Origin of the sequence: Rhodopseudomonas pseudopalustris (assembly GCF_900110435.1) — a bacterium.
GTDB classification, from domain to species: Bacteria; Pseudomonadota; Alphaproteobacteria; order Rhizobiales; family Xanthobacteraceae; genus Rhodopseudomonas; species Rhodopseudomonas pseudopalustris.
In genome coordinates, this window is sequence record NZ_FODT01000015.1 from 36,247 (window position 1) to 61,265 (window position 25,019).

The window sequence follows — 25,019 nt, forward strand, 5'->3', positions numbered from 1 at the left end:
CGGGCGCGTTTCAGCCGCTTCAACCGATCCCCGCCGCCGGCGACCCAGCCGGCGGCGGTTTCGCTTTCACGCTCATCAACAGGAGGACATCATGTCCGCACGATCGATCTTCGACTGCGCGCCGCTCGGCGCGATCATCCGCTATTCCGACGGCGCTCCGCGGCCACCCGCGCGATTCACGAAGAAGCTCGCCGCGTGGGAACGCCGCAACAGCGGCGGCCGACTGATCCGCAAGCAGGCCGAACGGCGCGTCGGCAACACGACATTGGCCGCGACCTTCACGCTGCACGAAGGCGACTACGGCGGCGGCGGTGTCGTCGTCCTTCGCGTGCATCGCACGTTTTCGGTCGACAGTGCGCTCACCTTCGTCGTCACCGAGCAGCCCGCTGCCGGCGCCGTTCGCGTGTTCGACCGCTGCGGAGACGATGCCGAGCTTGTCCATCTCGCCGGCAGCCGTGCCGACGCCGAAACCTGGCTCAAGAGCCACGGCTATCCCGATGCCGTCCTCGACGAGGTGACGGCGGAGACCGCCGCAAACGGGAGCGTTGAAGGGAGGGCCGTCGCATGACAACGCGCGCTCCAGCCACGATCGATAACGACCCCACCTCCGCAATACCGGAGGTGGAATTCGGACGCAGCGCCGAGGGTTTTCTCGCCGCGCGCGTCGGGGACATCGCACTCGCCATGCTGCCGGCGCGCGATGGACGTCACCATCTCGCGAGCGGCTGGCGCATCGGTCGGCCGATCGCGGAGTGGATGCGCTCCGACTTCTACGGGCATTCCGGCGAGCTCGCAGATGAGGCCGCCTTCCGCGCCAAGGTCGATGAAAACGCCGAGCACCAGCGCGAGAAGCGCATGCTCCGCCGCAGCGACATCGCCTCCACAGCGAATACGCCATGGGGCCGGTCGCAGGGCGCAACCGTCTATGCGGAGGGTGTCACCTGCCACGCGACGGCCGGTCACGGCGGCTTCCACCTCACGGCCGAGCGCAACCGCAAGGTCCACTCGATGTTGCGTGCGCGCGGCGGCTGGTACGAGGAAGACGCGGCCTGGGCGATCGTCGCGCTGACCTTCCCGCACCTCTTCACCAGCTATGAGCGGCGCTGCGCGGAGCGCACGGTCAAGGATAGCTGGCCCGATGCGTGGGAAACGATCTTCGGGACCGTGCTGCAGCCTGGAGAATCCCGCGAGAAGGATCGGCGCGCTTTCGAGCGCGACCATGCCGGCGATTGGATCGTCGTCTCCGCGATCACCTCCGATCACGAGAAGGGCTTCGTCGAAGTCGTCGCCACGCTCGGCGGCAAGCGCGGCCTTGGCACCGAGGAGCGGCGTTTCCTCGTTCCCGCGGACGAGTATCACGTCGGCCGGTTCGGCTTCGTCATCAATGAGGTTCGACATCGCCTCTATGGCGGTCCGTCGAGCTTCATCGGCTGGCAGCGATAGGAGGCGGCGATGCCCTGGAAAATCATCGCCGCCGCCTTCGGCTGGAAGGCGGCGCATGACGACGACGAGGATGTGCTCGTCGTCTGGCATCCGAAGCTGCGACGCCATTTCACGGGCGCCGACGCGTGGAAGCGGGCCGCGCTGCTGTCGATCCGCGCGCCTGCGGGGCCGAACTTTCCACACACGCGGAAGGAGGCCTCGCGATGACGACCTATCTTGTCGCGGTTCATCTCCTTGTCGAGGCGAACGTATCGCCGGAAGCTGAGGTCGCCGATGCGCTGCACGGCATCCTCACCGAGGACATGCGCAAATATGCCGGCGCTCACTCGTCACTCATCGACTGGGCCGTCGCCGGCGACGACATCGCGGGCTCGATTGTCCCGGTCGCCATCGCGGGCGACTACCAACCCGACGCGACGGCGTTTCCGGCCTGGCCGCGGAGACGACAGCCATGACGCGCCACACGGAAATCGGCGCCTTGCTCGCCCGCATGGACGCCGCGCGACGCGGCACCCAGCACCATCTCGCCGTGATAGAGCGGCAGGTCGCCAAACGCGCCGAGCGGATGACGATCACGGCGCGGGCGAAACGGCGCCGTCGCCGATCTAGCGCTGGCGCCTGGACCGGCGCTGACGAGCGCGCCTATCAAGGCTATGTCGCCGACCTGATGCTCGCGCGCATGCCGGAGTTCGACGTGTTGATCCGCCACCTCGCCCGACAGGACGACGCCCTCACCGCCTTGCGCGTTCGACACGGCATCGCGGCCACCGCGGCCATCGTCGAGCGCTGATCGTCGGCAACCGTGGCCGCTCGCGCGGATCGCCCGGTGCATCGACATCTCCTCCGGGAGAAGCTGAACCGCGACGCGGACGCGGCGTCGGAGACGTCGCGACAATTCGGGGCGGCGGCACGGGGGCGGAACGGATACCGGACGTGGCGACCGCGCGGCCAGGTCACATCCTTTCCGGCATCGCCAAGCCGGCCCGCACCCTGTCGGTCCTCCCCTCGGGTTTGCTGCGGTCTGCGCCGCCGGCGGTCCGCTTCAAGGCCAAGTCGCAAGCGACCGGAGCCCGCCGATCTCGGCAAGGCCCGGCCGCGGCCTGCGCAGGGCTTTCGCCCCGCTTGTCCGCAACCGGACCTCGCTCGCCTGGCGGCCCCCGGGCCTAGAAGTGGCCCTCAAACCGGCGGCGCCCGGCGACCGCACCCGAAGGGAGGTCCGGCAGGGGCCGGATCGAACCCGGCGGCGAAACCAGGAAAGGACTGCACATGACCAAGACCGCCCGCGCACCCCGCACCAGCGCCCGCGTCGTCCCGCTCCGCCGCGGCACCACCCTCGAAATGATCCGGCTCGTTTGCCCGGATGCCGCACAAGCCACCCGCATCGCGGAAAGCTTCGGCCTCACCGTCCTCGACAGCGAAGGCATCCGCGATCTGCACCAGCGGCTCATCGTCGAGACTGCCGACGCGCTCAACGAAGGCCTCAGCGAACGCGCGATGCAGATTCACCTGCAGCGCATCGTCGGGTCGTATGTCGGCTCCGCGCACGGCGCCGGGCAATTCTACAGCCGCGCCGTCACTGAAGCGCGCGAGGCCACGGCGCGACTCGCCAACGATGCGCGCGACGCCGACCTCGACGGTCCCGTCGGCTTCGACTCCGCAGCGCAGCGCAAGCGCGAGTTCGCGGCTGAGGTTGCCCTTCAGGCCCACGCGCTGCGCATGGCGGCCGAGGGCGCCGTGGCGGCTTACGAACACGCCGTCGGCGAGAGCTGGAAGCCGTTCGAGCGTCAGTCCGACCAACCCGGCGAAACCGTCAGCCGCAAGGCGGCCGAGGTGCAGATGGCGGCGTTCGGCTGACGCCGCCGGCGGGGCTTCGGCCCCGCCTTCCTCGACCATCCTTCGATGCCGGCCGGCTCCTCCGGAGCCGGCCTTTTTCATGTCGCGCGCCGCAGCCGTGCAGGCGCGCGAAGGGAATTGCACAAATAGAAATAAATCAGGTTCGAGCGCCTATCGCGGCCCGTCGCGGCTTTCGGTCCATGCTCCGGCCCGCGCGGCAGCGCAACGGCTGCGCCGTCCTCCACTGACGTTCCGGTCCGGCGTCTTAGCCGTCACGCCGCACATTTTCATGACCGGATGCGCGGCCCCGCGGACCTCCGCCGCGGACCGCCGTGACGGGCCGCGATGGCGCGGCCTCCAAACGGAGGTTTGAATCATGAGCCGGAAGGAAACCAAGCCCCGCGCCGACATCTATGCGCGGATCACCGATCGCATCGCCGCCGACCTCGAACGCGGCGTGCGACCCTGGGTCCAGCCCTGGAACGCGGCCAATACGGCCGGACGCATCACGCGCCCGCTGCGCCACAACGGCATGCCTTATCAGGGGATCAACGTCGTGCTGCTCTGGTCGGAGGCCGTGTCGCGCGGCTTCACGTCGCCGATCTGGATGACATTCAAGCAGGCGGCCGAGCTCGGCGGCCATGTCCGCAAGGGCGAGACCGGCACGATGGTCGTGTATGCCAATCGGATCACGAAAACCGAGACCGATGAGCATGGCGACGATGTGGAGCGCGCGATTCCCTTTCTGCGCGCCTACATCGTCTTCTGCGTCGACCAGATCGACAACCTGCCGGATCATCATTACGGACGCCCGGCGCCGAACGGCGTGCCGGCCCAGCGTATCGCACACGCCGACGCATTCTTCGCCAATACCGGCGCGACTATCCGACATGGCGGTGACAAGGCCTACTTTGCGCCGTCGCTCGACATCATTCAGATGCCGCCGTTCGAAAGCTTTCGCGACGCCGAGAGCTACACGGCGACGCTCGCGCATGAAAGCGTGCATTGGACCGCGCCAGCGCACCGTGTCAATCGCGACCTCAGCCGCTACGCGAAGGCTCGCAGCGAGCGCGCCCGCGAAGAACTGGTCGCCGAGCTCGGCGCATGTTTCCTTTGCGCCGATCTCGACATCGTGCCCGAACTCGCGCCGCGCCCCGACCATGCGAGCTACCTCGCTTCGTGGCTGGACGTGCTATCCAACGACAAGCGCTTCATCTTCTCTGCGGCGGCGCACGCGCAACGCGCGGTCGCCTATCTGCACGGACTTCAGCCCGACTCTGGCATGGTCCGGGAGGCGGCATGATGTGTCCCGCCCCGTCGATTGCGGGGCAGGCCAGGCGCGCCGCCTTGCACATGATCGTTCTCCTTGTCTGATATAAGCGAAGGCCCCGCCACCCGGCGGGGCCTTCTTGCGTGTTTCGTCATGCGTGCGCCGGCGACCGGAGAGGAGCGGTCATTCCGCCCTCCCGACCGAGCCGCGCCGATGAGGTGGGGCAGCGGCGGTTCGCCTGGCTGTCCGCGACGTCGGCATGTCCCTGTCCTGACCCTCTTCCCGCGGCGATCGTCGGTCGCATCGCAGATCGGCTGTCCGGGGCGTCGCGGTGGTCTCAGGCGAGAGGCCTTGCGCGGTGTGCGGGAGGGTCTTTCGTCAGGTGCCCGGACACCGTTGTCGTTCGGGGTGGTGTGCCGGCCGCTCCGTCGTGTCCCCATCGTTCGGTCTGACGCGTCCACTGCGTCCTCGATTTGGCTTGTCTGACCGAAGGCCGTCGTCCCTGCGCTCCGCCTCGATCTCAAGTCCGCAACGGCCGTTCTCAGCTTTCTTCCCCTGGGCGCTGCGCGCCCATTCCTCGCGAGACAAGAAAGCTTCGCCCTGGCCGTCCTCCACTGCGTTGCGGCCCTTCGGGTGCGGCCCGATCGCCTCCGGTCAACGACAGCCATCGAGGTCGCGATGGTCGCGGCCCGAGAAACGAAAGAGGACACGAACATGGCTACCATCGGCAACTTCACCGTGAACGGCAACGGCTTCGTGGGCACCGTCAAGACCCTCGCCCTCGGCACCGTCAAGGCGAAGATCGTCGCCGCCGAGCGCACCTCGGAGAAGGCCCCGGACTTCCGGATCTTCGCGGGCACCATCGAGTTCGGTGCCGCGTGGAAGAAGAAGTCCCAGGAGTCGAGCCGCGACTATCTCTCGGTCAAGCTCGACGACCCGAGCTTCGCAGCGCCCATCTACGCCACGCTGGTCGAGGTGGAAGGCGAGGAAGGCCACTCGCTCATCTGGTCCCGCCCGAACCGCGACTGAGCGGTCACGCAAGAAGGCCCCGCCGCGCGGCGGGGCCTTCGCTCGTGAGCGGAAAGGAGAACGATCATGTGCAAGGTCTTGAACGCGCGACAGGTCGGCAAGCACGCGAGCGCGACGCGCGTCTATATCGGACGCCCGAGCAAATGGGGCAACCCGTTCGTCATCGGGCGCGACGGCTCGCGCGCCGAGGTCGTCGCGAAGTATCGCGCGTGGATCGTCACGCAGCCCGCGCTGATGAACGCGCTCGAGGAGCTGCGCGGCCGCGATCTCGTCTGCTGGTGCGCGCCGCTCGCATGCCACGGCGACGTGCTGATCGACCTCGCCAACAGGCGCTGATTACGCGCCTGTTCGATCGAGCGTCGCCAAACGCTCGGGCATGTCGAGCAGCTTGCGTGCCGCGGCGGTGAGGGCTTCCGCGATCGTCGGATAGGTTTCCTGCGAACTGATCGAGACGCCGTCGGGGAATGTCACGGTCGCCTGATAGCCGTTGCCTTTGGGCGTGGCAGAAAGCTGAATCGTCGGCATATCGCAGCGTCTCCTTTGCCAGACCACATTGCTGAAAGGACGCTCACCGCGCGATTGATGTCAATCGCTGGCTGATGGGATTCTTCTGACCGACATCCATGCGGGACATGGAGACATGGCCTCTGAGCGCGAACCGACCACTCACGTCACCGATCGACGTAGCCGCGGCGGCGCTTGCGGCTTTCGATCCGATTGAATGCCGCTTCCGCTTCTTCTCTGCGCCCAAAGAGTTCGATCCGCCGCCGGCCGCGGGCGCCGATCCGGCCCCATTCCCGGACCAGCGCAGCGGCGCCGAACAGCGACGGCTCGATGCTGAGGGCATAGAACCGCGCCATGTTGCGCGAAGGATCAATCCGGCGAAGCAGCGTGGGTGTGGAGCGGTCCTCGATCATCTGCCGAGTCTCGCTCCGTCACCATCATGATGTCCAATCAGGAGATCGAATCGATCGTCCGCCAGTGATTCAAAATCATGATGGAACCCCGATGCGCTTGGCATGACGTGTTGGGCGAGCCGCCTTCGGCGGACGGCTCTATTCGCTTCGCTCACGGAGCCCGCTGCGCGGTCTCCGCCCATTCGGGTGACGATCCTCTCGCGAACTTGGGACGGCAGGTGCCCCGCTATCGCGGTTACACTTCGGGGAAGTTCGCACGAAGATAGGCGTTCGCGGCGTCCGCGGAGGGGAACGCCGCGAGCTGCTGCTGCGCTTCGTCCGGCCGTTGGGCCTGCCGCATCACCAGGACCTGACCTTCGTCGAACAAAAGGCACGGGCGCTCGCGGAACTTCAGCCATTCCGCTTGCTTGGCTTCGGCCAAGGCGCAGGCCGCGTCATAATCGTCTGCAATACCGAGATGAGTCGAGCGGTCCCACGCGCCGCCATTCAGGCACCGGACCTCGATGCGGCCATCCGACAGCGTGACGCCATAGGGACGATCCCACCATGCATCGAGCTGCGTCTTGCTTCGTGCGTCGTTGGGGGTCGCGTCGAAGGCCTTCGGCAGCTTGGGGTCGAGCGTAATCCGGTTTGGCATTGTGTCCTCTGATCAGGCCGAAAATGCCACAGGACGGGCTAAATTGGGATAGCTGAATTTCGACCGTCCAGGTTGATCCATGTGGCTGGCCCTGCGGGGTAGACGAGCAGCGCTGGCGATATGATCCCTTTAACGTCGGCCACAAAGGCGGCACTCGCAGTCGATCTTCAAGGTACGGCGTGCTAGAGGGAATCATATGTGAGGTCGATCCCCATCCGAAATCATCCAGCGCGCACGCTTGCGCGCGAACTTTGTCATGGGGATACGCATGTCCAAACCGAATAAGTCTATAAGACCGCATTCCTCCGAGTTCTTCGGCAAGGAACGCGACTATTTCTGGAATTCAGATTTTCTCGAATTGGTCGCTCACCGCCTCAATCTCGGCGCCGTCGCCGATGTCGCCGACATAGGCTGCGGTGTGGGCCATTGGAGCGCCCTGCTTTATCCGCATCTTGCGATCGGCGCCGGTCTTGTTGGTATCGATCGCGAACAAAGCCATGTCATCGACTATCTCTCTCGATTGCGCACGTTGGCCACCGATCCCCCCTCGATTACCGCGCTGGTGGGTGAGGCGACCAATCTGCCCTTGCCTGATCGCGCGTTCGACATGGCGACCTGTCAAACGCTGCTTCTCCACCTCCAACACCCGGAGCAGGCTCTTGAGGAGTTGGTTCGCATCACCCGGCCAGGTGGCCTGGTGCTGTGCGCCGAGCCGAACAATCTCGTCGCGCGCTTCCCGTTCAGCGGACTCATGGGCGAGCAACCGCCGGAGCGCCTGATCCGGCTCTCGGAGTTGGCATGGCGCTATGTCCTTGGTCGAGCGCGACTTGGCAAAGGCGCAGAATTCGTCGGCGAAAAGCTACCGGGCATGTTCGCCCGCCTCGGTCTCGAGGACGTCAGGGTGTGGCTCTCCGACAGAGCGAGTGCCAGCTATCCACCCTATTCCAGCCCCGGTGAAATCGCGGGCTTCGATGCGCTGGCGCGCTGGCGCGCCGACGGCATCGGACCCTACGATCGCGAAGAAATGCGCGTCAATGTCATTGCAGGCGGAGGATCAGAAGCGTTCTTTGACGCAGCCTGGCACGACTATCTTAATCACGATCAAGAGATCGTCGCATCGGTGCAGGAACGCCGGTGGCACACGGCGGGCGGAGGCCTGTTCTACCTCGTTGCGGGCAGGCGTGCGGCAGACTGATCGGTTGCGAGCGGGGTTGCCGTTCGGCATTCCAGCCACAGGCAACACCGAAGCTGAAGCACGAGCCGGTGCTTCGGCAGTCAACCGCCGCACCAGCTCTGCCGGGGGCCGTTCCACCGCCGCGCCAAGCCTTCGGCGACAAGCACGTCACCGCCGCGCGTCACCGGCGCTTCCGACAGACTGCCGTCGCGAGAATGAAACATCCACGCCGTGACACCGGCGATCACCAACGCCGCAATCACAAGCCGCGTGCCGACGTCATAGGCTGTCGATCCTCTGCCAGGTCCGCCGATCCTCACCTGCGCTGTTCCTCCCGTCCCGTCACGTCCGCACCCTTCGCATCCGTTGATTCGCCTTCTGTGCGATTATGCCGATCGCCGCCCGCCCGTGGGCGCGAACCTGTTGCTGGCAACACAGGCGGTCATGTCCTTGCGCCGGAAATAGATCGCGCGTCCGCACCGCAGCGGCGGGTTGCCGGCCGTGAACACGATCTGCTCGTCGCCGCGCATCTGCGTGATCTCGTGCGGCAGGATCAGCGGCCGGCGTGACAGCAACCGCGAGCGCGTCCGCGACGACCCGGAGGCCTGCGAACTGCGGCTGATCTGGCTGACCTCGACCGTCGTGTCGCCGCAGCGCCGCGAGATGTATTCGGCGGTCTCGGGGTCGTTGATCGCGCTGAACGACATCCAGGACGCCGACTCGAACCACTTCGATGCGGCGTCGCGGCCGCCATAGACCTCGCGCATCTGGCCGATCGACTGGAACAGCATCAGAAGGGTGATGCCATATTTGCGTCCGGCGTCACGCGCGGTCTCGAGGACGCGCAGGAACCCAAGCCGCGCCACTTCATCGAGCAGGAACAGCGTGCGGCCGGCCACCGCGCCCGCGCGGTTATAGATCGCGTTCATCAACGAGCCGATGATGAGGCGCGCCAACCCCGGATGGTTCTCCAGCGTCTTCAAGTCGACGTTGATGAACACATCCATCGTTCCAGCCGCCAGCTCGTCGGTCGAGAAGCTGCGGCCCGACACCAGCGCCGCATAGTTCTCATAAGATAGCCAATGCGTCTCCTTGACCGCATTGGCATAGACGCCGCTGAAGGTCTCGGGTGTCATGTTGACGAACGAGGCGACATTCTCCTTCACGAAGTCCGACCCCGAATGATCGTAGATCGCCTGCAGCCGCTCGCGCAGCTTCGGCTCGGGCTCGGACAGGTTTGCCCGCACCTTCCGCAGGTGCTGGTCCTTCTGCTCCGTATGACCTGACAGGCAGACATCGGCGATCAGTGCGGTCAGCAATTGTAGCGCCGACGCCCTGAAGAAATCGTCGCGCACCGAATGGGTGCGCGCGACGTCGGTCATGATCCACGACGCGACCGAGGCGATGTCCTCCTCTTTCGTTGCGCCGAACCGGCCGATCCAGTCGAGCGCGTTGAAGCCGGTCTCCGGCGTCTTCGGATCGAGCACGAAGACGGTGCGGCCGGCGCGCTTGCGATGGTCGATCACCATCGGCGCGACCTCGTTGGACGGATCGAGCGCGACCAGGCCGCCGCCCCATTTGAGCGCGGTCGGGATCGTCACCGACGTCGTCTTGAAGCCACCAGAGCCGGCGAAGACGATGCCGTGGGTCGAGCCCCACGACGCATCGAAGCACAGGAGCGGCGCGCGGCCGCCCGCGCCCCAGCTCTCAGGGTCGCCGGCGCGGAACGCGCGATCGCCGACGGAATCCCTGTCGACACGATAGCGTTCGCCGATGACGATGCCGCCGCCTTCCGGAAACAGCCGCGCGGCCTCGCCGACGCTCATCCATTGCGCGTCGCCGTGAATCGCGCGCTGGCCTGACACCCGCCGCGGCGCGGCCGCCGCGAAGGCGGCATTGCCTGCCAGCGCGACGCGCAATGCGAACAAACCGCATGCGAGCGCGGCGAACGACCCCATCAGCGTGGCGGGGTCCGCATAAGCCAGAACCGATCCGTCGCGCACGCGGCCGGCGAGGGCGAACAGGCGACTCCCTTCCGACCATGCGGCGAAGCCGACGACAGCCGTCGCGCCGGCGAGGACGCCCCAGCCGGCTGAGCGCACGGCGAGCGCGCCGGCGCAGGCGAACAGGGTGATGACGCCGATTGCGGCCGCGCCGAGGTAGGGCAGGGCGATGCCGGTCCGCCCCAGCAACAGCGCCGCCTGCGGTGTCTTTGCGAAGCTCGCAAACCATTGCTCATGACCGCGCAGCGCGATCATCGCGCCGATCATCAGCGCGGCGGGCACGATCGTCAGCGCCACCTTATTCGCGTTCATCGCTGAAGGCCTTCGTGCCGATCGCCGCGAACCGCTCGCGCTCCGCTTCGCTCGCTCGCGCCCGCTCAGCGGCGTCGATCAGCATGCCGAGCAACAGCGCCCGCTTCTCGTAGCGCAGTCCCGCCTTCACGATCAGCCCGCCGAGCTGAATCTTCTCGCGGGTGTCCTTCTTCCTGTCGTCGCTGCGGCGAGCCCGGTCCATGCGCTCAAGCCTCAGAAGATGCGCCCGGACCCGCGCCAGGCGGCTCGGGTGAACCCGACCCGCGCGCGGATCGCGGCGCGGCGCCGGCCTTGCGAAATCGGGCCTTCACCTCCTCGAAGGCGGTCAGCAACTCCCCCTCGTCGATCTCCAGGTCTCCGAGCCCGGCCTTCAGGGCTACCCGGCCGATGCGCTCGGCTTCGCGCGTCTCGGCCGCCTTGAGCTGGTCCTGCAGACGGGCGATTTCCTCTCTGATCTGTCGTGACGGCTTTTTCATTCCGGTTGGTGATCCTCCTTCTGGCGCGCGGTACGCGCGAAGGAGAATTGACCGGGAATGCGCGAAGCGCACCCCGTCGGAAACGACAGGTCGGCGAAGCCGACACTTTGGGGGATCATCCCGCCGATCCGAAGGGTCGGCTCCAAGGGCGCAGTAATACGTCGCTGGCGCGACGTAGGTCTGCTCAGCCGGAAGGACGACGCCGATCCCTGCGGACGAGCCGTGTCGTCATTCTCGCAGGACCGCCGCCTTGGCCATCACGCACTTCACACCCCAGCTCATCAGCCGCGCCGATGGCCGCAGCGCTGTGCTGGCGGCCGCGTATCGCCATTGCGCGAAGATGACCTTCGAGGCGGAGGGCCGCACCGTCGATTACACGGCCAAGCGCAACATGGTGCATGAGGAATTCCTGCTGCCGGCGGACGCGCCGCAATGGGCGCGGGCGATGGTGGCGGACCGCTCCGTAGCGCAGGCATCGGAGGCGTTCTGGAACAAGATTGAGGGCTTCGAGAAGCGCTCGGATGCGCAGCTCTCCAAGGAGTACATCATCGCGCTGCCGATCGAGCTGACGACCGCGCAGAACATCGCGCTCATGCGCCAGTTCGTGGCCGAGCACATCCTGCCCGCAGGGATCGTGGCGGATTGGGCCTATCACGACGATCCGGGCAATCCGCATGTCCATCTGATGACGAGTCTGCGCGCGCTCACCGAGGACGGTTTCGGTCCCAAGCGCGTGGCCGTATTGGGCGCGGACGGAGCACCGCTGCGCAACCGGGCCGGCAAGATCGTCTACAAGCTCTGGGCCGGCGACAAGAATGAGTTTCTGGCGGTTCGCCAGGGATGGATCGATCTGCAGAACCATCATCTCGCGCTCGCCGGGCTCGACGTGCGCGTGGATGGCCGATCCTATGCCGAGCGTGGCATCGACATCGTGCCGACGACCCATGTCGGGGTCGCCGCAAAGGCGATCGAGCGCAAGGCGAAGCGGCAGGGACGCGGACCAAACCTCGATCGCCTGCGGTTGTTCGAGGAGCAGCGGCAGGTCTCGGCCGAGCGCGTGCTGCGCCGCCCGGAGATCATTCTGGATATCGTGTCGCGCGAGAAGAGCGTGTTCGATGAGCGCGACGTCGCCAAGGTGCTGCATCGCTATGTCGACGATCCGACCGCGTTCGGGGTACTGCTCGCGCGCATCCTGCAAAGCCCGGATGCCGTCCGCCTCGAGCACGAGGGGATCGACTTTGCGAGCGGCGCCAGAACGCCGGCGCGCTACACGACACGCGAGCTGATCCGCATCGAATCCGAGATGGCCAGGCGCGCGATCGGGCTTGCCGGCGCGGAGACGTTCGGCGTTCGCGATCAGATCCGCAATGCCGTCCTCGATCGACACGCCATGCTCTCGGCCGAGCAGCGGTCGGCGATCGAGCATGTGACCGCTCCCGGCCGCGCGGCGGCCGTGGTCGGGCGCGCCGGCGCCGGCAAGACCACGATGATGCGGGCCGCGCGCGAGGTCTGGGAGGCCGCCGGCTATCGGGTTGTCGGCGGCACATTGGCGGGCAAGGCGGCCGAGGGTCTGGAGAAAGAAGCAGGGATCGCCTCGCGCACATTGGCGTCATGGGAGCTCGCCTGGAGCAAGGGCCGGTCGATCCTCGACACCCGCACGGTGTTTGTCCTCGACGAGGCAGGCATGGTCGCATCACGCCAGATGGCGACCTTCGTCGAGGCGGTGTCGCGCGCCGGCGCCAAGCTGATCCTGGTCGGTGACGCCGAGCAGCTCCAGCCGATCGAGGCCGGCGCTGCCTTCCGCGCGCTGGTCGAGCGCATCGGCTATGCAGAGCTCGAGACGATCTACCGCCAGAACACGCAATGGATGCGTGACGCATCGCTCGATCTCGCCCGCGGCCGCGTGGGCAAGGCGCTGGCAGCGTATCGCCATCATGGGCACGTCATGGGCTCCGAGTTGAAAGCGCAGGCCGTGGCTGCGCTGATCGACGATTGGAGCCGCGACTACGATCCGGTGAAGTCGACCTTGATCCTGGCGCATCTGCGCCGTGACGTGCGCGCGCTCAATGACATGGCGCGCGCCACGCTCGTATCGCGCGGAATCGTCGGCACGGGTCACGCCTTCCGCACCGAGGACGGAGAGCGCCGGTTCGCGGCGGGCGATCAGATCGTGTTCCTGCGCAACGAGGGGTCACTCGGCGTCAAGAACGGCATGATCGGACGCGTCATCGAAGCGGCGCCAGGCCGGTTCACGGCCGACGTCGGGGAGGGCAGTCACCGCCGGCGCGTCGCGGTTGACCAGCGCTTCTACCGCAATGTCGACCACGGCTACGCCACCACGATACACAAGGCGCAAGGCGCGACCGTCGACCGCGTGAAGGTGCTGGCGAGCCTGTCGCTTGACCGGCATCTTGCCTATGTGGCGCTGACCCGACACCGTGAGGATGTTGCGCTCTATTATGGACGCCGATCGTTCGGCAAGGCCGGCGGACTGATCCCCATCCTGTCCCAGCGCAACGCCAAGGAGACGACGCTCGACTACGAGCGTGGCGGCCTCTATCGCGACGCGCTTCGCTTCGCCGCCAACCGCGGCCTGCATGTGATGCGCGTCGCCCGAACCCTCGTGTCCGACCGCGTGCGCTGGGCGCGGCGTCAGAAGCAGCGGCTCGATGATGTGGCCGCGCGCCTTCGGGCCGTCGGCGCCCGTCTCGGCCTTTTCAACCCTCGTCATGTTCCGCCCACCAGCCGCAAAAAGGAGGCCGCGTCCATGCTGCCCGGTGTCACCACATGGCCGAAATCCGTCGCCGAGTCGGTCGAGGACAAGATCGTCGCCGATCCGGCCTGCAGGAAGCAGTGGCAGGAAATGTCGAGCCGTTTCGCGCTCGTGTTCGCGAAGCCGGAGACCGCCTTCAAAGCCATGAACTTCGATGCCGTGTTGCACGATCCCGCAACCCGCAAGGCGACACTCAGCCGCCTCGCAACCGAGCCGGCATCGTTCGGCGATTTGCGCGGCGCGAAGGGCGTGCTCGCAGGGAAAGCCGCCACCAAGGAGCGCAAAGAGGCCGAAGCCAATGTCGCCACGCTCGGCCGCGAAATCGAGCGTTATGCGCGACTGCGCGCGGAGGCGTTGCGCAAGTACGAAACGGAGGAGCGTGCGCTGCGGCTGCGTGTCACCGTCGACGTCCCGGCGCTTTCGCCCGCGGCGACGCTGGTGCTGGAGCGGGTTCGCGACGCCATCGACCGCAACGATCTGCCGAACGCGCTCGCCTTTGCGCTCTCCAACAAGATGGTGGCGGCGGAGATCGAAGGGTTCAACAAGGCCGTGGCGGAGCGCTTCGGGGACGGCGCGTTCCTGTCCAATCGCGCGAAAGAGCCGAAGGGCGCAGCCTTCGATGCCGCCGCCGCCGGCCTGCGGGAAAATGAACGACCCGCGCTCGCGGCTGCATGGCCCATGCTCCGCGCAGGACAGCAACTCGCCGCGCAGCAGAAATCCGCTCAAGCGCCGAACAAGGTCGAGACCGAGCGCCAGGTTCAGCGCCAAGCCCGGAGTCGCGGGATGGCCATGAAATGAGACCGCGGCCTGTCATCTCAGTGCTGGGACTTGGCGCAGCCGCCGTCGCCGGCATCGCGGTCCTTGGCTGGGCGGGCGGCTTCCGCTTGAATGCGACCCCGAGCTATCCGCTTGGTCTCTGGCGCATCGAGCGGGCCGTCGCGCCGATCAAGGTTGGCGACCTCATCTTTATCTGCATGCCGGCGGGGCCCGGACTGACGCTTGGGCTCAAACGCGGCTACCTGCGCGCTGGTCTCTGCCCAGGCGGCGCCGGACCACTCATCAAGACGGTCGCCGCCATGGCCGGCGCGCATGTCGCGGTCGGTCGATCGGTCACGATCGACGGTCGCACGCTCGCCCATTCCCGCATCCGCCTGGTCGACGCCGAGGGCAGGGCGCTTGCCGCCTATGCGGGCGGCGTCGTTCCGCCGGGACACCTCTATCTCCACTCCGACTACGCAGGCTCATATGACTCACGCTACTTCGGGCCACTCCCCGACGCAGGGCTCCTCGGGCTCGCCCGGCCGGTTGCCACGTTCGATCCGTGATGGGCTGCACGCGGCGGCATTGATCGCCGGAGCGGCCGCGGCCGGAGCGATCGGCTGGAGCGGCGTCGCCTTGGCGCTGCCTCTCGCGTTGGCCTTCCCCGCGCTCTGGGCGGCCGCGCCGACGCGCATGATCGCGACCGCGGTCTCGGCGGCGTATTTCCTGGCCGCCTCGCGGGGCCTGCCTCAAGGCGTGATGACCTTCTATGGGCCAGGAATCGCCTTGGGCGGGGCGCTCTGGATCGGGGCCTGCCTTGTCTTCGTCGCCGTCCACGGCCTTCTATGGTCCGTTCGGCCGGGATGGGGCCGGGCCGGGCGGTTTGCGCTGGCGAGCCTCCTGATGGCGGTGCTGCCGCTCGGGATCGTCGGCTGGGCGCATCCGCTGACCGCGGCCGGCGTGCTGTTTCCGGGATGGGGGTGGTTGGGCCTGGGGGCGACCGCGATGGTCATGCTCGCGCTCACGACCAGGCTGTGGCCGGTTGCGGCGGTCGCGGTCATAGGCGCGTGGCTGTGGTCCGCCGCAGGATGGGCGCCGCCGTCCGGACCGGAGGGCTGGCGCGGTGTCGACACCACGATGGGCGCATCGCTCGGCCGCGCAACCGACCTCGAGCAGCATCGCGACTTGCTGGCGCATGTGCAGCGCGCACACGAGGCGGGCGCCCGCGTCGTCGTCTTGCCGGAGAGCGCGCTGGGCTTATGGACCTCGACTGTCTCGCAAGTCTGGATGGACGCGTTGCGCACGACGCGCGTTGTCGTGATCGCCGGCGCCGCCGTGGTTGATCGGCACGGTTACGACAATGTCCTGGTCGAGATTGCCGCAGGGCAGGCGCGCGTCCTCTATCGAGAACGAATGCCCGTGCCGGTGTCGATGTGGCAGCCGTGGCTGTCGTGGATCGGCGAGGGCGACAGCGCGCGAGCGCATTTCCTCGCCAATCCGATCGTGACGTCGCAAGGCCGGCGGATCGCGCCGCTGATTTGCTACGAGCAACTTCTGGTCTGGCCGGTGCTGCAGTCGATGCTGCATGCGCCCGACATGATCGTCGCGACCGGCAACGGATGGTGGACCGCCGGCACATCCATCGTCGGGATTCAACGCGCAAGCGCCGAAGCCTGGGCGCGGCTGTTCGGCGTGCCGCTCGTGATGGCGTTCAATCTGTGAGGAGACAGTGATGGTCGATGCAGCCTTGATCCAGCAATGCGCCGATCCCGGGCTCAAGCCTGCGATCGTCGAGAAGTTCATCGCCACGGCGGGGTCGGCCGATCGTTTTGCTATGACGGTACGCGCCGGAGGGCGCGTGGTGCTCGTACCGCCGCCGAAATCGCCGGACGAAGCGCTCGAGCTCGTGCGCCGCTATGTCGGCCAGGCCGTCGTGCGCGTCGGCATCACGCAATATCCGGCCGGCGTCGGCGTGACGGACGCCTCGCAGCTCACAGCCGACCTGGTCGATCCTTGCAAGAACATCCGCATGGGCACGGCGCTGTTCGCGAAGGTCTATCGCATCGTCGTGAAATGGTATGGCGTCGAAAACGACAACGCATTCGAGGACGCCATCATCGCGTGGCGGACCGGGACGTTCGAGGACGTTGCCGTGTTCTCGGCGCCCGATCCCGGTTCGACGGCGGCCGCGCCGCGGCGGGCTGACGACGGCGCTCCGCGCGGACCGACTGCAAAGCCTGCTACCGAGCAGCCGGCGCCGGAGATCGATCCGAACCGCGCGGGAATTCGCATCGACCTGTCGGGAATCGGTGGTGCGAAGTTGAATAATAAGCAAAGAAGCAAAGTGGATGACTGAGACGCCGCCTAGAGCGGGGGCTTTAGGTCGTCGCAAGGCAGCGCCGAAGGGTTCGCCACGAATCTATCTTGCGCCGTCAATGTGACGGCGACCAATTTAGCCCCATCATCTCTTGCCTGAAGAATTTCGCGCACCGACGCAAAATGCAACCCCGCAGAGCGTTGCGCCAGCGCTGCACCCGTTGGGCAAATTCTACTGCTGAAAAGTCGGCGTGCGTGCGCGCCTCAGCTAGCGTCACTCGCCTTGCCCGCTTATAACCCCTCCAGACAGTACGCGCTGTCTGGGGCATAGAAACCCCGCACTCAACGGTTGGTGCCGACCGCTACGGCACCGGGATCCTCTGGCCAACGGCCGGGGGCCTGCGACGTATGTCCAGGTGCCTCGGCACTAAAGGTCACAGGGACCGTTTGAGTGCGGTTTTCTAACCCCCGGCTTGGGCTTACGGGATTGACGTCAGCGGGGGCGCACCGCGGACCTACCGACTGAAGGTTATGGTGACGACAGAGGACGACGGCTGCCAGCACAACAACGTCGACGTGGCGACGACAATGGCGAATCTAATCGCGCCACTATCATCAACCCAAATTGAGAGCCTGACAATCGACGCGATTCTTGAGCATCGTGAGTCGCTTGCGAAAGCCGAAGCAGCTTTCGATTCTTGGAAGAGCGCACAAGCTGCTAACTTAGAGACGGTAGCCGAACTTTATAGTGACTATACGAGGCTGATGCTTGCAGCGCGAGCACGACAGATGGTGCTTGCAACCCTGATTGAACGGCTCGGTTTCATTCCGAGTGTGCCGTCCACTTAAGCGCAGGCTCGGTTGGCAGTTAGATCAGACCCTGTTCGACGGCGAGTCGGACAGCGTGTGTAGTATTGGTTGCGTTGAGCCTGTCGCGCGCGCCTTTGACATAGAAGCGCACCGCACGCTCGGAGATGCCGAGCAACTCGGCAATCTCGTCCATGGTCTTTCCCATGGACGCCCAAGACAGGCAAAGCGACTGACGAGGTGTCAGCACGACCATCGTGCTATGTGGCGCACGGACAAGCCGATTGAGGTGAACATGCACAAACGCCACCGCCGTGATCGCATGAATCGAGTTGCGGACCTCGGCGTCAGCGCTCGGCCTGTCGGTTGCAAGCGTCAACAACGCCGTCCGGCCGAAGCCGCCGCGCACCGGGATCGAAACGCCGCTACGGATGCCAAAGTCGGCGGCTTCGCCAAAGAAGCGCACCGTTTCCGGCACGTTGCCTGCGTTTTCTTCGCGTGACCAAACGAATGGCTGCATCGTCCGTTTGGCGATGGTGACGACCGGATCGATGGCGGCGTAGTTGTTGTCAAGATACGTGTGCTGCCAATCGGCGGGATAGTTGGAGAGAGCGCGGGCGTCGCCCGCACGGACATTGAGGTAGGCAAAGCGATCAAATCCGACCGCGGCCGTGAAGTTGCGGAGCGCTTGATTGATGGCTCGCTCGTCTTGTGCGAGACCACTCGCTTCCATGAGGTCGTTGAATGCCCCATCAAGAGTCTGGACGCGCTTCATTCCTCTGCGATCTCCCTCTCTTGTTGGTTGATCTGACGTCGCTCTCCTGCGTCGCTGATAGCCCTGACCGATCCTCGGCCTTTCTTATTCAGCCGCCTTTTCGCGGCTCAGCTGATATCCATGTTATTCATGTCAAGCCGAACCTCGAGCACAGCGCACCGCGAATAAAGGGCTCCTCAAGCATTTCCCCAGCGAGCGAGTTTACTATCAGCGCTTTACCGCCGGTTCCGGCCAAAAACCTGCGATCAACGTCATCGGCACGATTTCCCCGTTCCAAAATCATTCCGATCACCTCATGCCGGGGCTCGCCTGTCCGACATCATCAGCGCTCTCACCATGAGAAGTCGGCAAAGAATCTTTCCGAAAGAGTACATAAAGCGCTGGTAGAACAAGAAGCGTCAGTATTGTCGAGGAGATGATTCCACCGATAACGACCGTTGCAAGGGGACGCTGAACTTCAGCTCCCGCCCCCGTTGCGATCGCCATCGGCACGAATCCGAGAGATGCGACAAGCGCCGTCATGAGCACTGGGCGCAGCCGCGTCACGGCACCTTCGCGCACCGCGTCTAGGACAGGCTTGCCCTCCTCGCGCAAACGTTCGATGAAGGCGATAATGACGAGTCCATTGAGCACCGCAACACCGGACAGTGCGATGAAACCAACACCGGCGCTGATCGAGAGGGGAATGCCCCGCAGTAGTAGGGCTGCTATCCCGCCGGTCAGGGCTAAAGGCACTCCGCTGAAGACCAGCAGGGCATCGGCGACCGAACCGAGACTCATCAACAACAGCAGGAAGACCAACAGCAAGGCGACCGGAACAACGATGGTCAGTCGCTGGGTGGCGGAAACCAGTTGCTCAAACTGTCCCCCCCACGTTATCCAATATCCGGGGGGCAGCTTGACCTTCTCATTGACCAGACGTTGCGCTTCCTCGACGAACGATCCCAAATCCCTTTCGCGAACGTTGGCGGTCACAACAATCCGACGCTTACCATTTTCGCGACTGATCTGATTGGGGCCCGGGGCAGCTTCGACTTTCGCGACGGATGACAAGGGAATATATCGCATTCGCGCGAGTGGTGAGGCGGTCCACGAGGTCCTCGTCGCTGTCTGCGTATCATCGAGCGGCGGCAGAGGTATAGGAAGTGTTCGAATCGTATTGATGTCTCCGCGCATTTGTTCTGGCAGGCGGACAACGATGTCGAACCTTCGGTCTCCCTCGTACACCTTCCCGACTGCCTTGCCGCCGACAGCGATCTCAACCAGGCTTTGGACATCATTCGCGCTGAGACCGTACCGAGACAGCGCTTCGTAATCGAGTGTTACAGTCAACACGGGAAGGCCCGAAACTTGCTCGGTCTTGAGATCCGCAATCCCTCTCATCGGCTCGATCGCCGACTGAACATCCCGTGCGAGCTTTAAAAGGGTATCGAGATCATCCCCGAATATCTTTATGCCGATGTCGCTGCGTACACCCGAAAGCAACTCATTGAAGCGAAGCTGAATTGGCTGCAAAATTTCGTATTGGCTGCCGGCAATCTCCTCAGCGGCCTTCTGGATCTCTTCGACCACGGTCGCCTTGGATTTTTTTGGATCAGGCCATTCCTCACGCGGTTTCAACATGACATAGCCATCCGAGATGGACGGTGGCATCGGATCGGTCGCAACTTCAGCAGTGCCAGTACGTGCGAAAAAGTCTTTCACTTCTGCAACCTGCTTGATCCGGTCTTCAAGAGTCTTTTGCATCTCGATCGATTGCGTAAGACTCGTGCCGGGAATCCGGATGGCTGCGAGCGCCACGTCGCCTTCATCCAAGCTTGGAATGAACTCTCCGCCCATCCGCGTTGTGGCGAACGCACTGACCGCAATGATAGCGACGGCTCCAACCGCGACACTCTTGCGAAAGCGAATGGACAGCGTAAGGAGAGGAACGTAAACGCGCTTCGCCCCTCGCATAAGAATATTCTCTTTTTCCGACACTTTTCCCGTGACGAGCAACGCCACCGCCGCCGGAACGAACGTCATGGAGAAAATGGCCGCACCGAGCAGCGCCATCAGCACGGTGAGCGCCATGGGGGTGAACATCTTTCCCTCCACACCGGTAAGCGTGAGGACCGGAAGATAAACCACTGCGATGATCATGGTGCCGAACAAGCTTGGCTTTATGACCTCGCGCGATGCGCTGAGGATCGTCTCAAAGCGCTCGCCGGCCGTCAGCAATCGGCCCTGTCTGTGTTGCTCCTCCGCAAGAACGCGCAGGCAGTTCTCGACGATGATCACAGCGCCATCAATAATAATACCGAAGTCGATTGCGCCGAGACTCATCAGGTTGGCGCTGACTTTGTTCTCAACCATCCCTGTGATGGTAAACAACATCGCCAGCGGAATGACACAGGCCGTCACGATCGCAGCTTTAATATTTCCCAATAGGAGAAACAATATGATGATGACAAGCAGCGCACCCTCCATCAGGTTGCGCTGAACGGTTTCGATCGTTGCATCGACAAGCCGCGTGCGGTCGTAGACGGTTTTGGTAACCACCCCTTCCGGTAAGGACTTGCCTATCTCGCTGAGCTTCTTCGAAACGCTCTGCGCAACGGTTCGGCTGTTCTCCCCGATTAATAGCATTGTGGTGCCGACGACTGTCTCTTTGCCATTGATGGTGGCGGCACCGGTTCGTAGGTCTGTTCCTTCTCGGACCTCGGCGACGTCGCGCACGCGTATCGGATTGCCACTACGAGCTCCGATGATGATGTTGCGAATCTGACCGAGGTTTGCCACCTGAGCAGGCGTTCGAACGAGGTATTGTTCGCCATTGCGTTCGATATAGCCGGCGCCAACGTTGTTGTTGTTGTTGGCGAGCGCCGTCATGATGTCTCGGAAGCTGAGCTTGTAGGCCATCAGTCGGGCAGGATCTGGAAGCACGTGAAACTGCTTTTCAAATCCGCCGATTGTATTGACCTCGACAACACCCGGCGTCAGCCGAAGTTGCGGCTTGATGATCCAATCCTGGATCGTTCTCAAATCACTCGGGCTGTATTGCTCGCCATCCGTACGTTTTGCTCCCGGCCGAGCCTCCACCGTGTACATATAAATCTCGCCAAGACCGGTCGAAATCGGTCCCATCGCCATTTCAACGCCCGCGGGAAGTTGGTCCTTAACCTGTTGGATGCGTTCATTGACCAATTGCCTGGCGAAGTAGATGTCGGTGCCGTCCTTGAAGATGACCGTGACTTGGCTCAGTCCATACCGCGACAGCGAACGGGTATAGTCGAGCTTGGGTAGACCACCCATCGCTGTTTCGATCGGATAGGTGATGCGCTGCTCTGTTTCCAGTGGCGAATAACCGGGCGCCTGAGTATTGATCTGAACTTGGACGTTCGTGATGTCAGGCACGGCATCGATGGGTAGTCTGGTGAAATTCCAGCCGCCAAACGCCGCGACCCCAATCACCGCGATCAGGACCAGCCATCGTTGCTTGATGGAGAAGCTGAGGATTGCATCGATCATTCCGGTGCTCCTCCTTGCTTTCCATCTGTCCGGATGCGCAAGAAATTCTTGACGACCTGCGTAAAGATGATGCCGTCGCCCTTGCTGCCAGTCCATGCAGCTCGCGCAATCCGGCTGCAAATCTCGCCGGAAATCGCCTCTCGGCAGACAATCTGCATTTGCAGGTGCTCCTGATAGGAGAAGTTGTATTCGGTCGCATGGAATTGACCGCCGGCACCGCGTCCGCGGCCCTGTCCTCGAATGCGATCGATCGTGAACCCGGGAAATTCCGGCAGATCATGCAGGGCTTTCACGACATGACCTTCCATGTTCGGCTTGATGAAAGCGGTGATGAGCACATTCGGTTCTTCATTCATGTTCAGCCTCGGATTTGCCAATCTCTGCCTTCACCACAAAGCTGTTGTCGGCGGCATAGACTTCTCCGACGGACAGCCCCTTAGTGATCTCAACATAGTCTCTGTCTTGCTCTCCCACCTCGACCGGGCGAGCCTCCAACTTGTTGCCCTCTCGAACGAAAACAACGGTCTTGTTTTCCATTGTTTGCAGGGCATTGGCTTTGATGGCAGCCGACACTCGCCGGCTGCTGAGAATGACGCTTCCACGAACGAAGAGTCCTGGCCGCAAACGTCCATCGGGATTGGCAACGACAGCACGAGCGATCGCACTTTGAGTATCGCTGCTTCCTACGGGGGATACATAGGAAATACGTGAACTGACCGGAGCGCCTCCGTCGCCGAGGTCGATAGTCAGTTCGTCTCCTACGCGCACCCGATTGAGATCCTGTACGTAAACGGACAGGTCAACCCATACCGCAGACAAATCCGCCAATATGAACGCAGGCTTCTGTTCTGATGCGTATTCGCCAAGCGAAACCTGTCGATCGATGACTGTTCCGTCGATCGGCGCTTTTAGCTCGTAGGACGTCAGACTCTGATTGCTTTCGATTGTCGCCATCAGGTCGTCCTTTCGCGCTTGATCGCCGATTCGCTTTTGAAGCTTGCGAACGACGCCAGGAAACCGGGGCGTCACCTGCACCAGCGTCTCCTGATTGGCGCGAATGACGCCGTTAAGCAGCAGCGTATTGCTCAACGTCGCAGGCTGCACTTTCAAGAGCACAATTTTTGCGGCGGCGACCCGTTCATCGCTCATGATGACTCTATCAGCGGCATGTTCGTCCTTTTCGACTTGTGTGTCGTTTGCTTCTCCCTTCTTTTCCGCTTGGCTGGCCGGAGGCCGCGGACCGTCTGTCGCCATCATGCGATAGCCGACGGCGGTCACCGCGATGAGTCCGGCAACTACCGCGAAAATGCCGAGTTTCCTCATGGTGCGCTCCCCCGTGAGAGTGAGAATGGGTTGCCAACCAATCCCTCGATGGTTGCGATCGCGACGTGGAAGTTCTGCAATGCTTCCTGCTCTCGCAACTTCGCCTGCGTGAAGCTCGCCTGTGCATCAAGCACCTCCAGAAGCGAAAAGCGGCCTTGGCCATATCCGTCCAAAATTACGTCTGATGCTTGACGCGACTTTGGAATTGCGATCGAGCGCAAAATTGACAGCTCGCGCAGCGAGCCCTGAAGGGAGTCGTAAGCGCGCCCGGCAATGGTGATCAGCGTGTTGCGGTTGGCTTCCCGCTCGGCTCGCGCCTTCGCGAGGTTCTCTTGTGCGGAAAGAATATTGCCTTGGTTCTGGTCGAAGAGCGGGATCGGCACGGAAAGGGTAAGGCGGACGGCGTTATCGTTCGTATCGTTATAGTGGCGCCATCCGGCGGCTACTCGCACATCCGGATAGGGTTTCAGCCGAGCTATGAGGAGTTCCGCATTGCGCTGCGCGTAAACGGCCGTCCACCGGACCAACTGCGGATTGGCGTCGATGGCTTTGACGACTGTCTGGAAACTGGGCGGCCGCCCCGTCGCCTCCAGCCGGCCCGATACAGCCCTGAATTTCGGGAAGGTATCGCCCATCAGCACAGCCAACTCGCGCCGCGCACTGTCGAGCAATGCGGCAGCCCGCTCGCGCTCGACCTTCACAAGGGCTGCCGCGACTTCGGCGCGCCCAGTCTCGGCCGGCGATGAGGCCCCTGCATCAAGCCGACGTTGCAAAAGGGGGGTCAGCCGATTGAGTGCTACCACCTGTTCGTCGAGGATCGCGATCCGATGCTGCAGTCCAAGGATGGTTAGGAAAGCGATGGCAGTCTCTGAGAGCACCTCCAGCCGGACAGCCTGTCTTTGGATCGCAGCATTCTCGACGCCCGCCCGGCCCGCAGCAATCCGTGCTGCGCGCTTACCGAACAGCTCGAAAAGCTGACTGATCTGCAAGGTGCTCTCGGCGGATTTCGTCCCACGGTAAGGCCCTGATCCAAAAGAATTGTCCTGCTCGTATGACACTTCAGGATTAATCAGCACGCCCGCTTGGATGCGCTGGCCAGTTGCTATGCCAACATCGCGTTCAGCGGCCGTCAGACGAGGACTTGCCAAAAGCGCTCGGGAAAGCGCGGTCCGCAACGTGAGCGGTTGCGAATGCGACAGACTCACCAGCGCGGGGCTCGCGAGCAACGCAATCGCGCATGCAAGGCGCATGCCGATCTTCAAGAACATGAGAACCTACCTGACGAATGACGGAATTTGGGCGCAAGTGCGCCGGCCGGTCAATTCAGGATAGAGATTTTGGCGGCGGTAGGTCGACGCCCCGGAACAGCCCCGAAGTAAGGATTGTCCGATACGCCCAATTCGCGGGCATCGGCCGGATGAACATGGAAGCTGCTAAAAGGGGATTCGGGATCGATGCAGAGAAGCAGCCATGACAATGCCGACTGACGATAACGGTCTTGCCGGACTGCCCGGAGTCCTCGTCAAAAGAACCCGCTGTCACGAAGGCAGAGCCAGGCGAATTGACCACATCGTCATCATAAAACGTATGCAGGGGACCCGACAAAAGGTAAGCTGCGATCAAGAATACGACAACAAACGCACGTCGAATGCGCGGGCAGCA

At 63.8% G+C, this 25,019-nt stretch carries 26 protein-coding genes; 15 read left to right on the forward strand and 11 right to left on the reverse strand.

Annotation, left to right across the window (positions count from 1 at the left end; all coding sequences use genetic code 11):
- Positions 1 to 91 precede the first annotated feature (91 nt).
- The 9 genes from BMY71_RS22120 (at position 92) to BMY71_RS22160 (ending at position 5,911) form a co-directional block, all read left to right on the forward strand.
- Positions 92 to 568, forward strand: a complete 477-nt coding sequence (locus BMY71_RS22120; protein ID WP_062313552.1) for a hypothetical protein — start codon at positions 92 to 94, stop codon at positions 566 to 568.
- Positions 565 to 1,443 carry a DUF7007 domain-containing protein gene (locus BMY71_RS22125; RefSeq protein ID WP_062313550.1) on the forward strand — a complete coding sequence of 293 codons (879 nt, stop codon included), beginning with the start codon at positions 565 to 567 and terminating at the stop codon, positions 1,441 to 1,443. The genes BMY71_RS22120 and BMY71_RS22125 overlap by 4 nt, the downstream gene beginning before the upstream one ends.
- Before the next feature lie 9 nt (positions 1,444 to 1,452).
- Entirely contained in the window at positions 1,453 to 1,650 is a 198-nt protein-coding gene (locus BMY71_RS22130; RefSeq protein WP_062313548.1) for a hypothetical protein, read from the forward strand.
- Positions 1,647 to 1,898: a hypothetical protein gene (locus tag BMY71_RS22135; RefSeq protein WP_062313547.1), complete on the forward strand. Its 252-nt coding sequence runs from the start codon at positions 1,647 to 1,649 to the stop codon at positions 1,896 to 1,898. The genes BMY71_RS22130 and BMY71_RS22135 overlap by 4 nt, the downstream gene beginning before the upstream one ends.
- Entirely contained in the window at positions 1,895 to 2,233 is a 339-nt protein-coding gene (locus tag BMY71_RS22140) for a hypothetical protein (protein WP_062313545.1), read from the forward strand. The genes BMY71_RS22135 and BMY71_RS22140 overlap by 4 nt, the downstream gene beginning before the upstream one ends.
- A 476-nt stretch (positions 2,234 to 2,709) precedes the next feature.
- Positions 2,710 to 3,297, forward strand: coding sequence for a hypothetical protein (locus tag BMY71_RS22145; protein WP_062313543.1), 588 nt, complete (start codon positions 2,710 to 2,712; stop codon positions 3,295 to 3,297).
- 355 nt (positions 3,298 to 3,652) lie between these two features.
- A complete protein-coding gene (locus BMY71_RS22150) occupies positions 3,653 to 4,579 on the forward strand; it encodes an ArdC family protein (RefSeq protein WP_092686174.1) in 927 nt (308 codons plus the stop codon).
- Between the two features lie 645 nt (positions 4,580 to 5,224).
- Positions 5,225 to 5,575, forward strand: coding sequence for a DUF736 domain-containing protein (locus BMY71_RS22155; RefSeq protein WP_062313694.1), 351 nt, complete (start codon positions 5,225 to 5,227; stop codon positions 5,573 to 5,575).
- 66 nt (positions 5,576 to 5,641) lie between these two features.
- Positions 5,642 to 5,911: a DUF4326 domain-containing protein gene (locus BMY71_RS22160; RefSeq protein WP_054164262.1), complete on the forward strand. Its 270-nt coding sequence runs from the start codon at positions 5,642 to 5,644 to the stop codon at positions 5,909 to 5,911.
- Here the strand turns inward: BMY71_RS22160 and BMY71_RS22165 are convergent, their stop codons facing one another.
- The 3 genes from BMY71_RS22165 to BMY71_RS22175 all read right to left on the reverse strand — a co-directional run bounded on the left by BMY71_RS22165 (position 5,912) and on the right by BMY71_RS22175 (position 7,129).
- Entirely contained in the window at positions 5,912 to 6,100 is a 189-nt protein-coding gene (locus tag BMY71_RS22165; RefSeq protein ID WP_054164261.1) for a hypothetical protein, read from the reverse strand.
- A 146-nt stretch (positions 6,101 to 6,246) separates the two neighbouring features.
- Positions 6,247 to 6,492: a WGR domain-containing protein gene (locus BMY71_RS22170; protein WP_054164260.1), complete on the reverse strand. Its 246-nt coding sequence runs from the start codon at positions 6,490 to 6,492 to the stop codon at positions 6,247 to 6,249.
- Between the two features lie 235 nt (positions 6,493 to 6,727).
- Positions 6,728 to 7,129: a hypothetical protein gene (locus tag BMY71_RS22175; RefSeq protein WP_054164259.1), complete on the reverse strand. Its 402-nt coding sequence runs from the start codon at positions 7,127 to 7,129 to the stop codon at positions 6,728 to 6,730.
- 268 nt (positions 7,130 to 7,397) lie between these two features.
- Here BMY71_RS22175 and BMY71_RS22180 point away from each other — a divergent pair, with 268 nt between their 5' ends.
- Positions 7,398 to 8,324: a class I SAM-dependent methyltransferase gene (locus tag BMY71_RS22180; RefSeq protein WP_175557754.1), complete on the forward strand. Its 927-nt coding sequence runs from the start codon at positions 7,398 to 7,400 to the stop codon at positions 8,322 to 8,324.
- A gap of 365 nt (positions 8,325 to 8,689) precedes the next feature.
- Here BMY71_RS22180 and traG read toward each other — a convergent pair whose 3' ends face one another.
- From traG to traC, 3 genes are read right to left on the reverse strand one after another with little or no spacing between them, the layout of a single operon-like run.
- Positions 8,690 to 10,618, reverse strand: coding sequence for a Ti-type conjugative transfer system protein TraG (traG, locus tag BMY71_RS22185; RefSeq protein WP_062313688.1), 1,929 nt, complete (start codon positions 10,616 to 10,618; stop codon positions 8,690 to 8,692).
- Positions 10,605 to 10,820, reverse strand: a complete 216-nt coding sequence (gene traD, locus BMY71_RS22190) for a conjugal transfer protein TraD (protein WP_062313686.1) — start codon at positions 10,818 to 10,820, stop codon at positions 10,605 to 10,607. Before traD ends, traG begins: the two co-directional genes overlap by 14 nt.
- 4 nt (positions 10,821 to 10,824) lie before the next feature.
- Positions 10,825 to 11,094: a conjugal transfer protein TraC gene (gene traC / locus BMY71_RS22195; protein ID WP_062313684.1), complete on the reverse strand. Its 270-nt coding sequence runs from the start codon at positions 11,092 to 11,094 to the stop codon at positions 10,825 to 10,827.
- A 250-nt stretch (positions 11,095 to 11,344) separates the two neighbouring features.
- Here traC and traA point away from each other — a divergent pair, with 250 nt between their 5' ends.
- The 5 genes from traA to BMY71_RS22220 all read left to right on the forward strand — a co-directional run bounded on the left by traA (position 11,345) and on the right by BMY71_RS22220 (position 17,791).
- Entirely contained in the window at positions 11,345 to 14,665 is a 3,321-nt protein-coding gene (traA, locus tag BMY71_RS22200) for a Ti-type conjugative transfer relaxase TraA (RefSeq protein WP_062313682.1), read from the forward strand.
- A complete protein-coding gene (gene traF / locus BMY71_RS22205; RefSeq protein ID WP_062313680.1) occupies positions 14,662 to 15,192 on the forward strand; it encodes a conjugative transfer signal peptidase TraF in 531 nt (176 codons plus the stop codon). The genes traA and traF overlap by 4 nt, the downstream gene beginning before the upstream one ends.
- A complete protein-coding gene (locus tag BMY71_RS22210) occupies positions 15,113 to 16,348 on the forward strand; it encodes a conjugal transfer protein TraB (protein ID WP_082757517.1) in 1,236 nt (411 codons plus the stop codon). Before traF ends, BMY71_RS22210 begins: the two co-directional genes overlap by 80 nt.
- A gap of 10 nt (positions 16,349 to 16,358) precedes the next feature.
- Entirely contained in the window at positions 16,359 to 16,982 is a 624-nt protein-coding gene (locus BMY71_RS22215; protein ID WP_057196269.1) for a TraH family protein, read from the forward strand.
- A gap of 494 nt (positions 16,983 to 17,476) precedes the next feature.
- Positions 17,477 to 17,791: a transcriptional repressor TraM gene (locus BMY71_RS22220; protein ID WP_175557755.1), complete on the forward strand. Its 315-nt coding sequence runs from the start codon at positions 17,477 to 17,479 to the stop codon at positions 17,789 to 17,791.
- Positions 17,792 to 17,810: 19 nt separating this feature from the next.
- On the opposite strand, the gene BMY71_RS22225 is transcribed toward BMY71_RS22220, so the two are convergent.
- From BMY71_RS22225 to ihpA, 5 genes are all read right to left on the reverse strand, one after another.
- Positions 17,811 to 18,524 (reverse strand): autoinducer binding domain-containing protein, encoded by a 714-nt coding sequence (locus BMY71_RS22225; RefSeq protein ID WP_057196271.1) that lies wholly within the window; start codon positions 18,522 to 18,524, stop codon positions 17,811 to 17,813.
- Positions 18,525 to 18,812: 288 nt separating this feature from the next.
- On the reverse strand, positions 18,813 to 22,034 hold the full coding sequence (locus BMY71_RS22230; protein ID WP_062313670.1) for an efflux RND transporter permease subunit: 3,222 nt from the start codon (positions 22,032 to 22,034) through the stop codon (positions 18,813 to 18,815).
- The gene (locus tag BMY71_RS22235) at positions 22,031 to 22,390 is read right to left on the reverse strand and encodes a P-II family nitrogen regulator (RefSeq protein WP_057196273.1); all 360 of its coding nucleotides are present in this window, start codon (positions 22,388 to 22,390) and stop codon (positions 22,031 to 22,033) included. Before BMY71_RS22235 ends, BMY71_RS22230 begins: the two co-directional genes overlap by 4 nt.
- Entirely contained in the window at positions 22,383 to 23,357 is a 975-nt protein-coding gene (gene ihpB, locus BMY71_RS22240) for a divalent metal ion exporter adaptor subunit IhpB (RefSeq protein WP_062313668.1), read from the reverse strand. The genes BMY71_RS22235 and ihpB overlap by 8 nt, the downstream gene beginning before the upstream one ends.
- The gene (gene ihpA / locus BMY71_RS22245; RefSeq protein ID WP_057196275.1) at positions 23,354 to 24,625 is read right to left on the reverse strand and encodes a divalent metal ion exporter subunit IhpA; all 1,272 of its coding nucleotides are present in this window, start codon (positions 24,623 to 24,625) and stop codon (positions 23,354 to 23,356) included. The genes ihpB and ihpA overlap by 4 nt, the downstream gene beginning before the upstream one ends.
- Positions 24,626 to 25,019 lie beyond the last annotated feature (394 nt).

Bases quoted from the DNA above. Each gene is read 5' to 3' on its own strand.
- BMY71_RS22210 (WP_082757517.1), top strand. From the start codon at position 15,113: ATGACTCACGCTACTTCGGGCCACTCCCCGACGCAGGGCTCCTCGGGC.
- BMY71_RS22170 (WP_054164260.1), bottom strand. From the start codon at position 6,492: ATGATCGAGGACCGCTCCACACCCACGCTGCTTCGCCGGATTGATCCT.
- BMY71_RS22135 (WP_062313547.1), top strand. From the start codon at position 1,647: ATGACGACCTATCTTGTCGCGGTTCATCTCCTTGTCGAGGCGAACGTA.
- BMY71_RS22150 (WP_092686174.1), top strand. From the start codon at position 3,653: ATGAGCCGGAAGGAAACCAAGCCCCGCGCCGACATCTATGCGCGGATC.
- ihpB (WP_062313668.1), bottom strand. From the start codon at position 23,357: ATGAGGAAACTCGGCATTTTCGCGGTAGTTGCCGGACTCATCGCGGTG.
- BMY71_RS22130 (WP_062313548.1), top strand. From the start codon at position 1,453: ATGCCCTGGAAAATCATCGCCGCCGCCTTCGGCTGGAAGGCGGCGCAT.
- BMY71_RS22125 (WP_062313550.1), top strand. From the start codon at position 565: ATGACAACGCGCGCTCCAGCCACGATCGATAACGACCCCACCTCCGCA.
- traF (WP_062313680.1), top strand. From the start codon at position 14,662: ATGAGACCGCGGCCTGTCATCTCAGTGCTGGGACTTGGCGCAGCCGCC.
- BMY71_RS22165 (WP_054164261.1), bottom strand. From the start codon at position 6,100: ATGCCGACGATTCAGCTTTCTGCCACGCCCAAAGGCAACGGCTATCAG.
- traD (WP_062313686.1), bottom strand. From the start codon at position 10,820: ATGGACCGGGCTCGCCGCAGCGACGACAGGAAGAAGGACACCCGCGAG.
- BMY71_RS22215 (WP_057196269.1), top strand. From the start codon at position 16,359: ATGGTCGATGCAGCCTTGATCCAGCAATGCGCCGATCCCGGGCTCAAG.
- BMY71_RS22225 (WP_057196271.1), bottom strand. From the start codon at position 18,524: ATGAAGCGCGTCCAGACTCTTGATGGGGCATTCAACGACCTCATGGAA.
- BMY71_RS22140 (WP_062313545.1), top strand. From the start codon at position 1,895: ATGACGCGCCACACGGAAATCGGCGCCTTGCTCGCCCGCATGGACGCC.
- BMY71_RS22120 (WP_062313552.1), top strand. From the start codon at position 92: ATGTCCGCACGATCGATCTTCGACTGCGCGCCGCTCGGCGCGATCATC.
- traC (WP_062313684.1), bottom strand. From the start codon at position 11,094: ATGAAAAAGCCGTCACGACAGATCAGAGAGGAAATCGCCCGTCTGCAG.
- BMY71_RS22155 (WP_062313694.1), top strand. From the start codon at position 5,225: ATGGTCGCGGCCCGAGAAACGAAAGAGGACACGAACATGGCTACCATC.
- BMY71_RS22180 (WP_175557754.1), top strand. From the start codon at position 7,398: ATGTCCAAACCGAATAAGTCTATAAGACCGCATTCCTCCGAGTTCTTC.
- BMY71_RS22175 (WP_054164259.1), bottom strand. From the start codon at position 7,129: ATGCCAAACCGGATTACGCTCGACCCCAAGCTGCCGAAGGCCTTCGAC.
- BMY71_RS22230 (WP_062313670.1), bottom strand. From the start codon at position 22,034: ATGATCGATGCAATCCTCAGCTTCTCCATCAAGCAACGATGGCTGGTC.
- BMY71_RS22145 (WP_062313543.1), top strand. From the start codon at position 2,710: ATGACCAAGACCGCCCGCGCACCCCGCACCAGCGCCCGCGTCGTCCCG.
- BMY71_RS22160 (WP_054164262.1), top strand. From the start codon at position 5,642: ATGTGCAAGGTCTTGAACGCGCGACAGGTCGGCAAGCACGCGAGCGCG.
- ihpA (WP_057196275.1), bottom strand. From the start codon at position 24,625: ATGTTCTTGAAGATCGGCATGCGCCTTGCATGCGCGATTGCGTTGCTC.
- BMY71_RS22235 (WP_057196273.1), bottom strand. From the start codon at position 22,390: ATGAATGAAGAACCGAATGTGCTCATCACCGCTTTCATCAAGCCGAAC.
- traG (WP_062313688.1), bottom strand. From the start codon at position 10,618: ATGAACGCGAATAAGGTGGCGCTGACGATCGTGCCCGCCGCGCTGATG.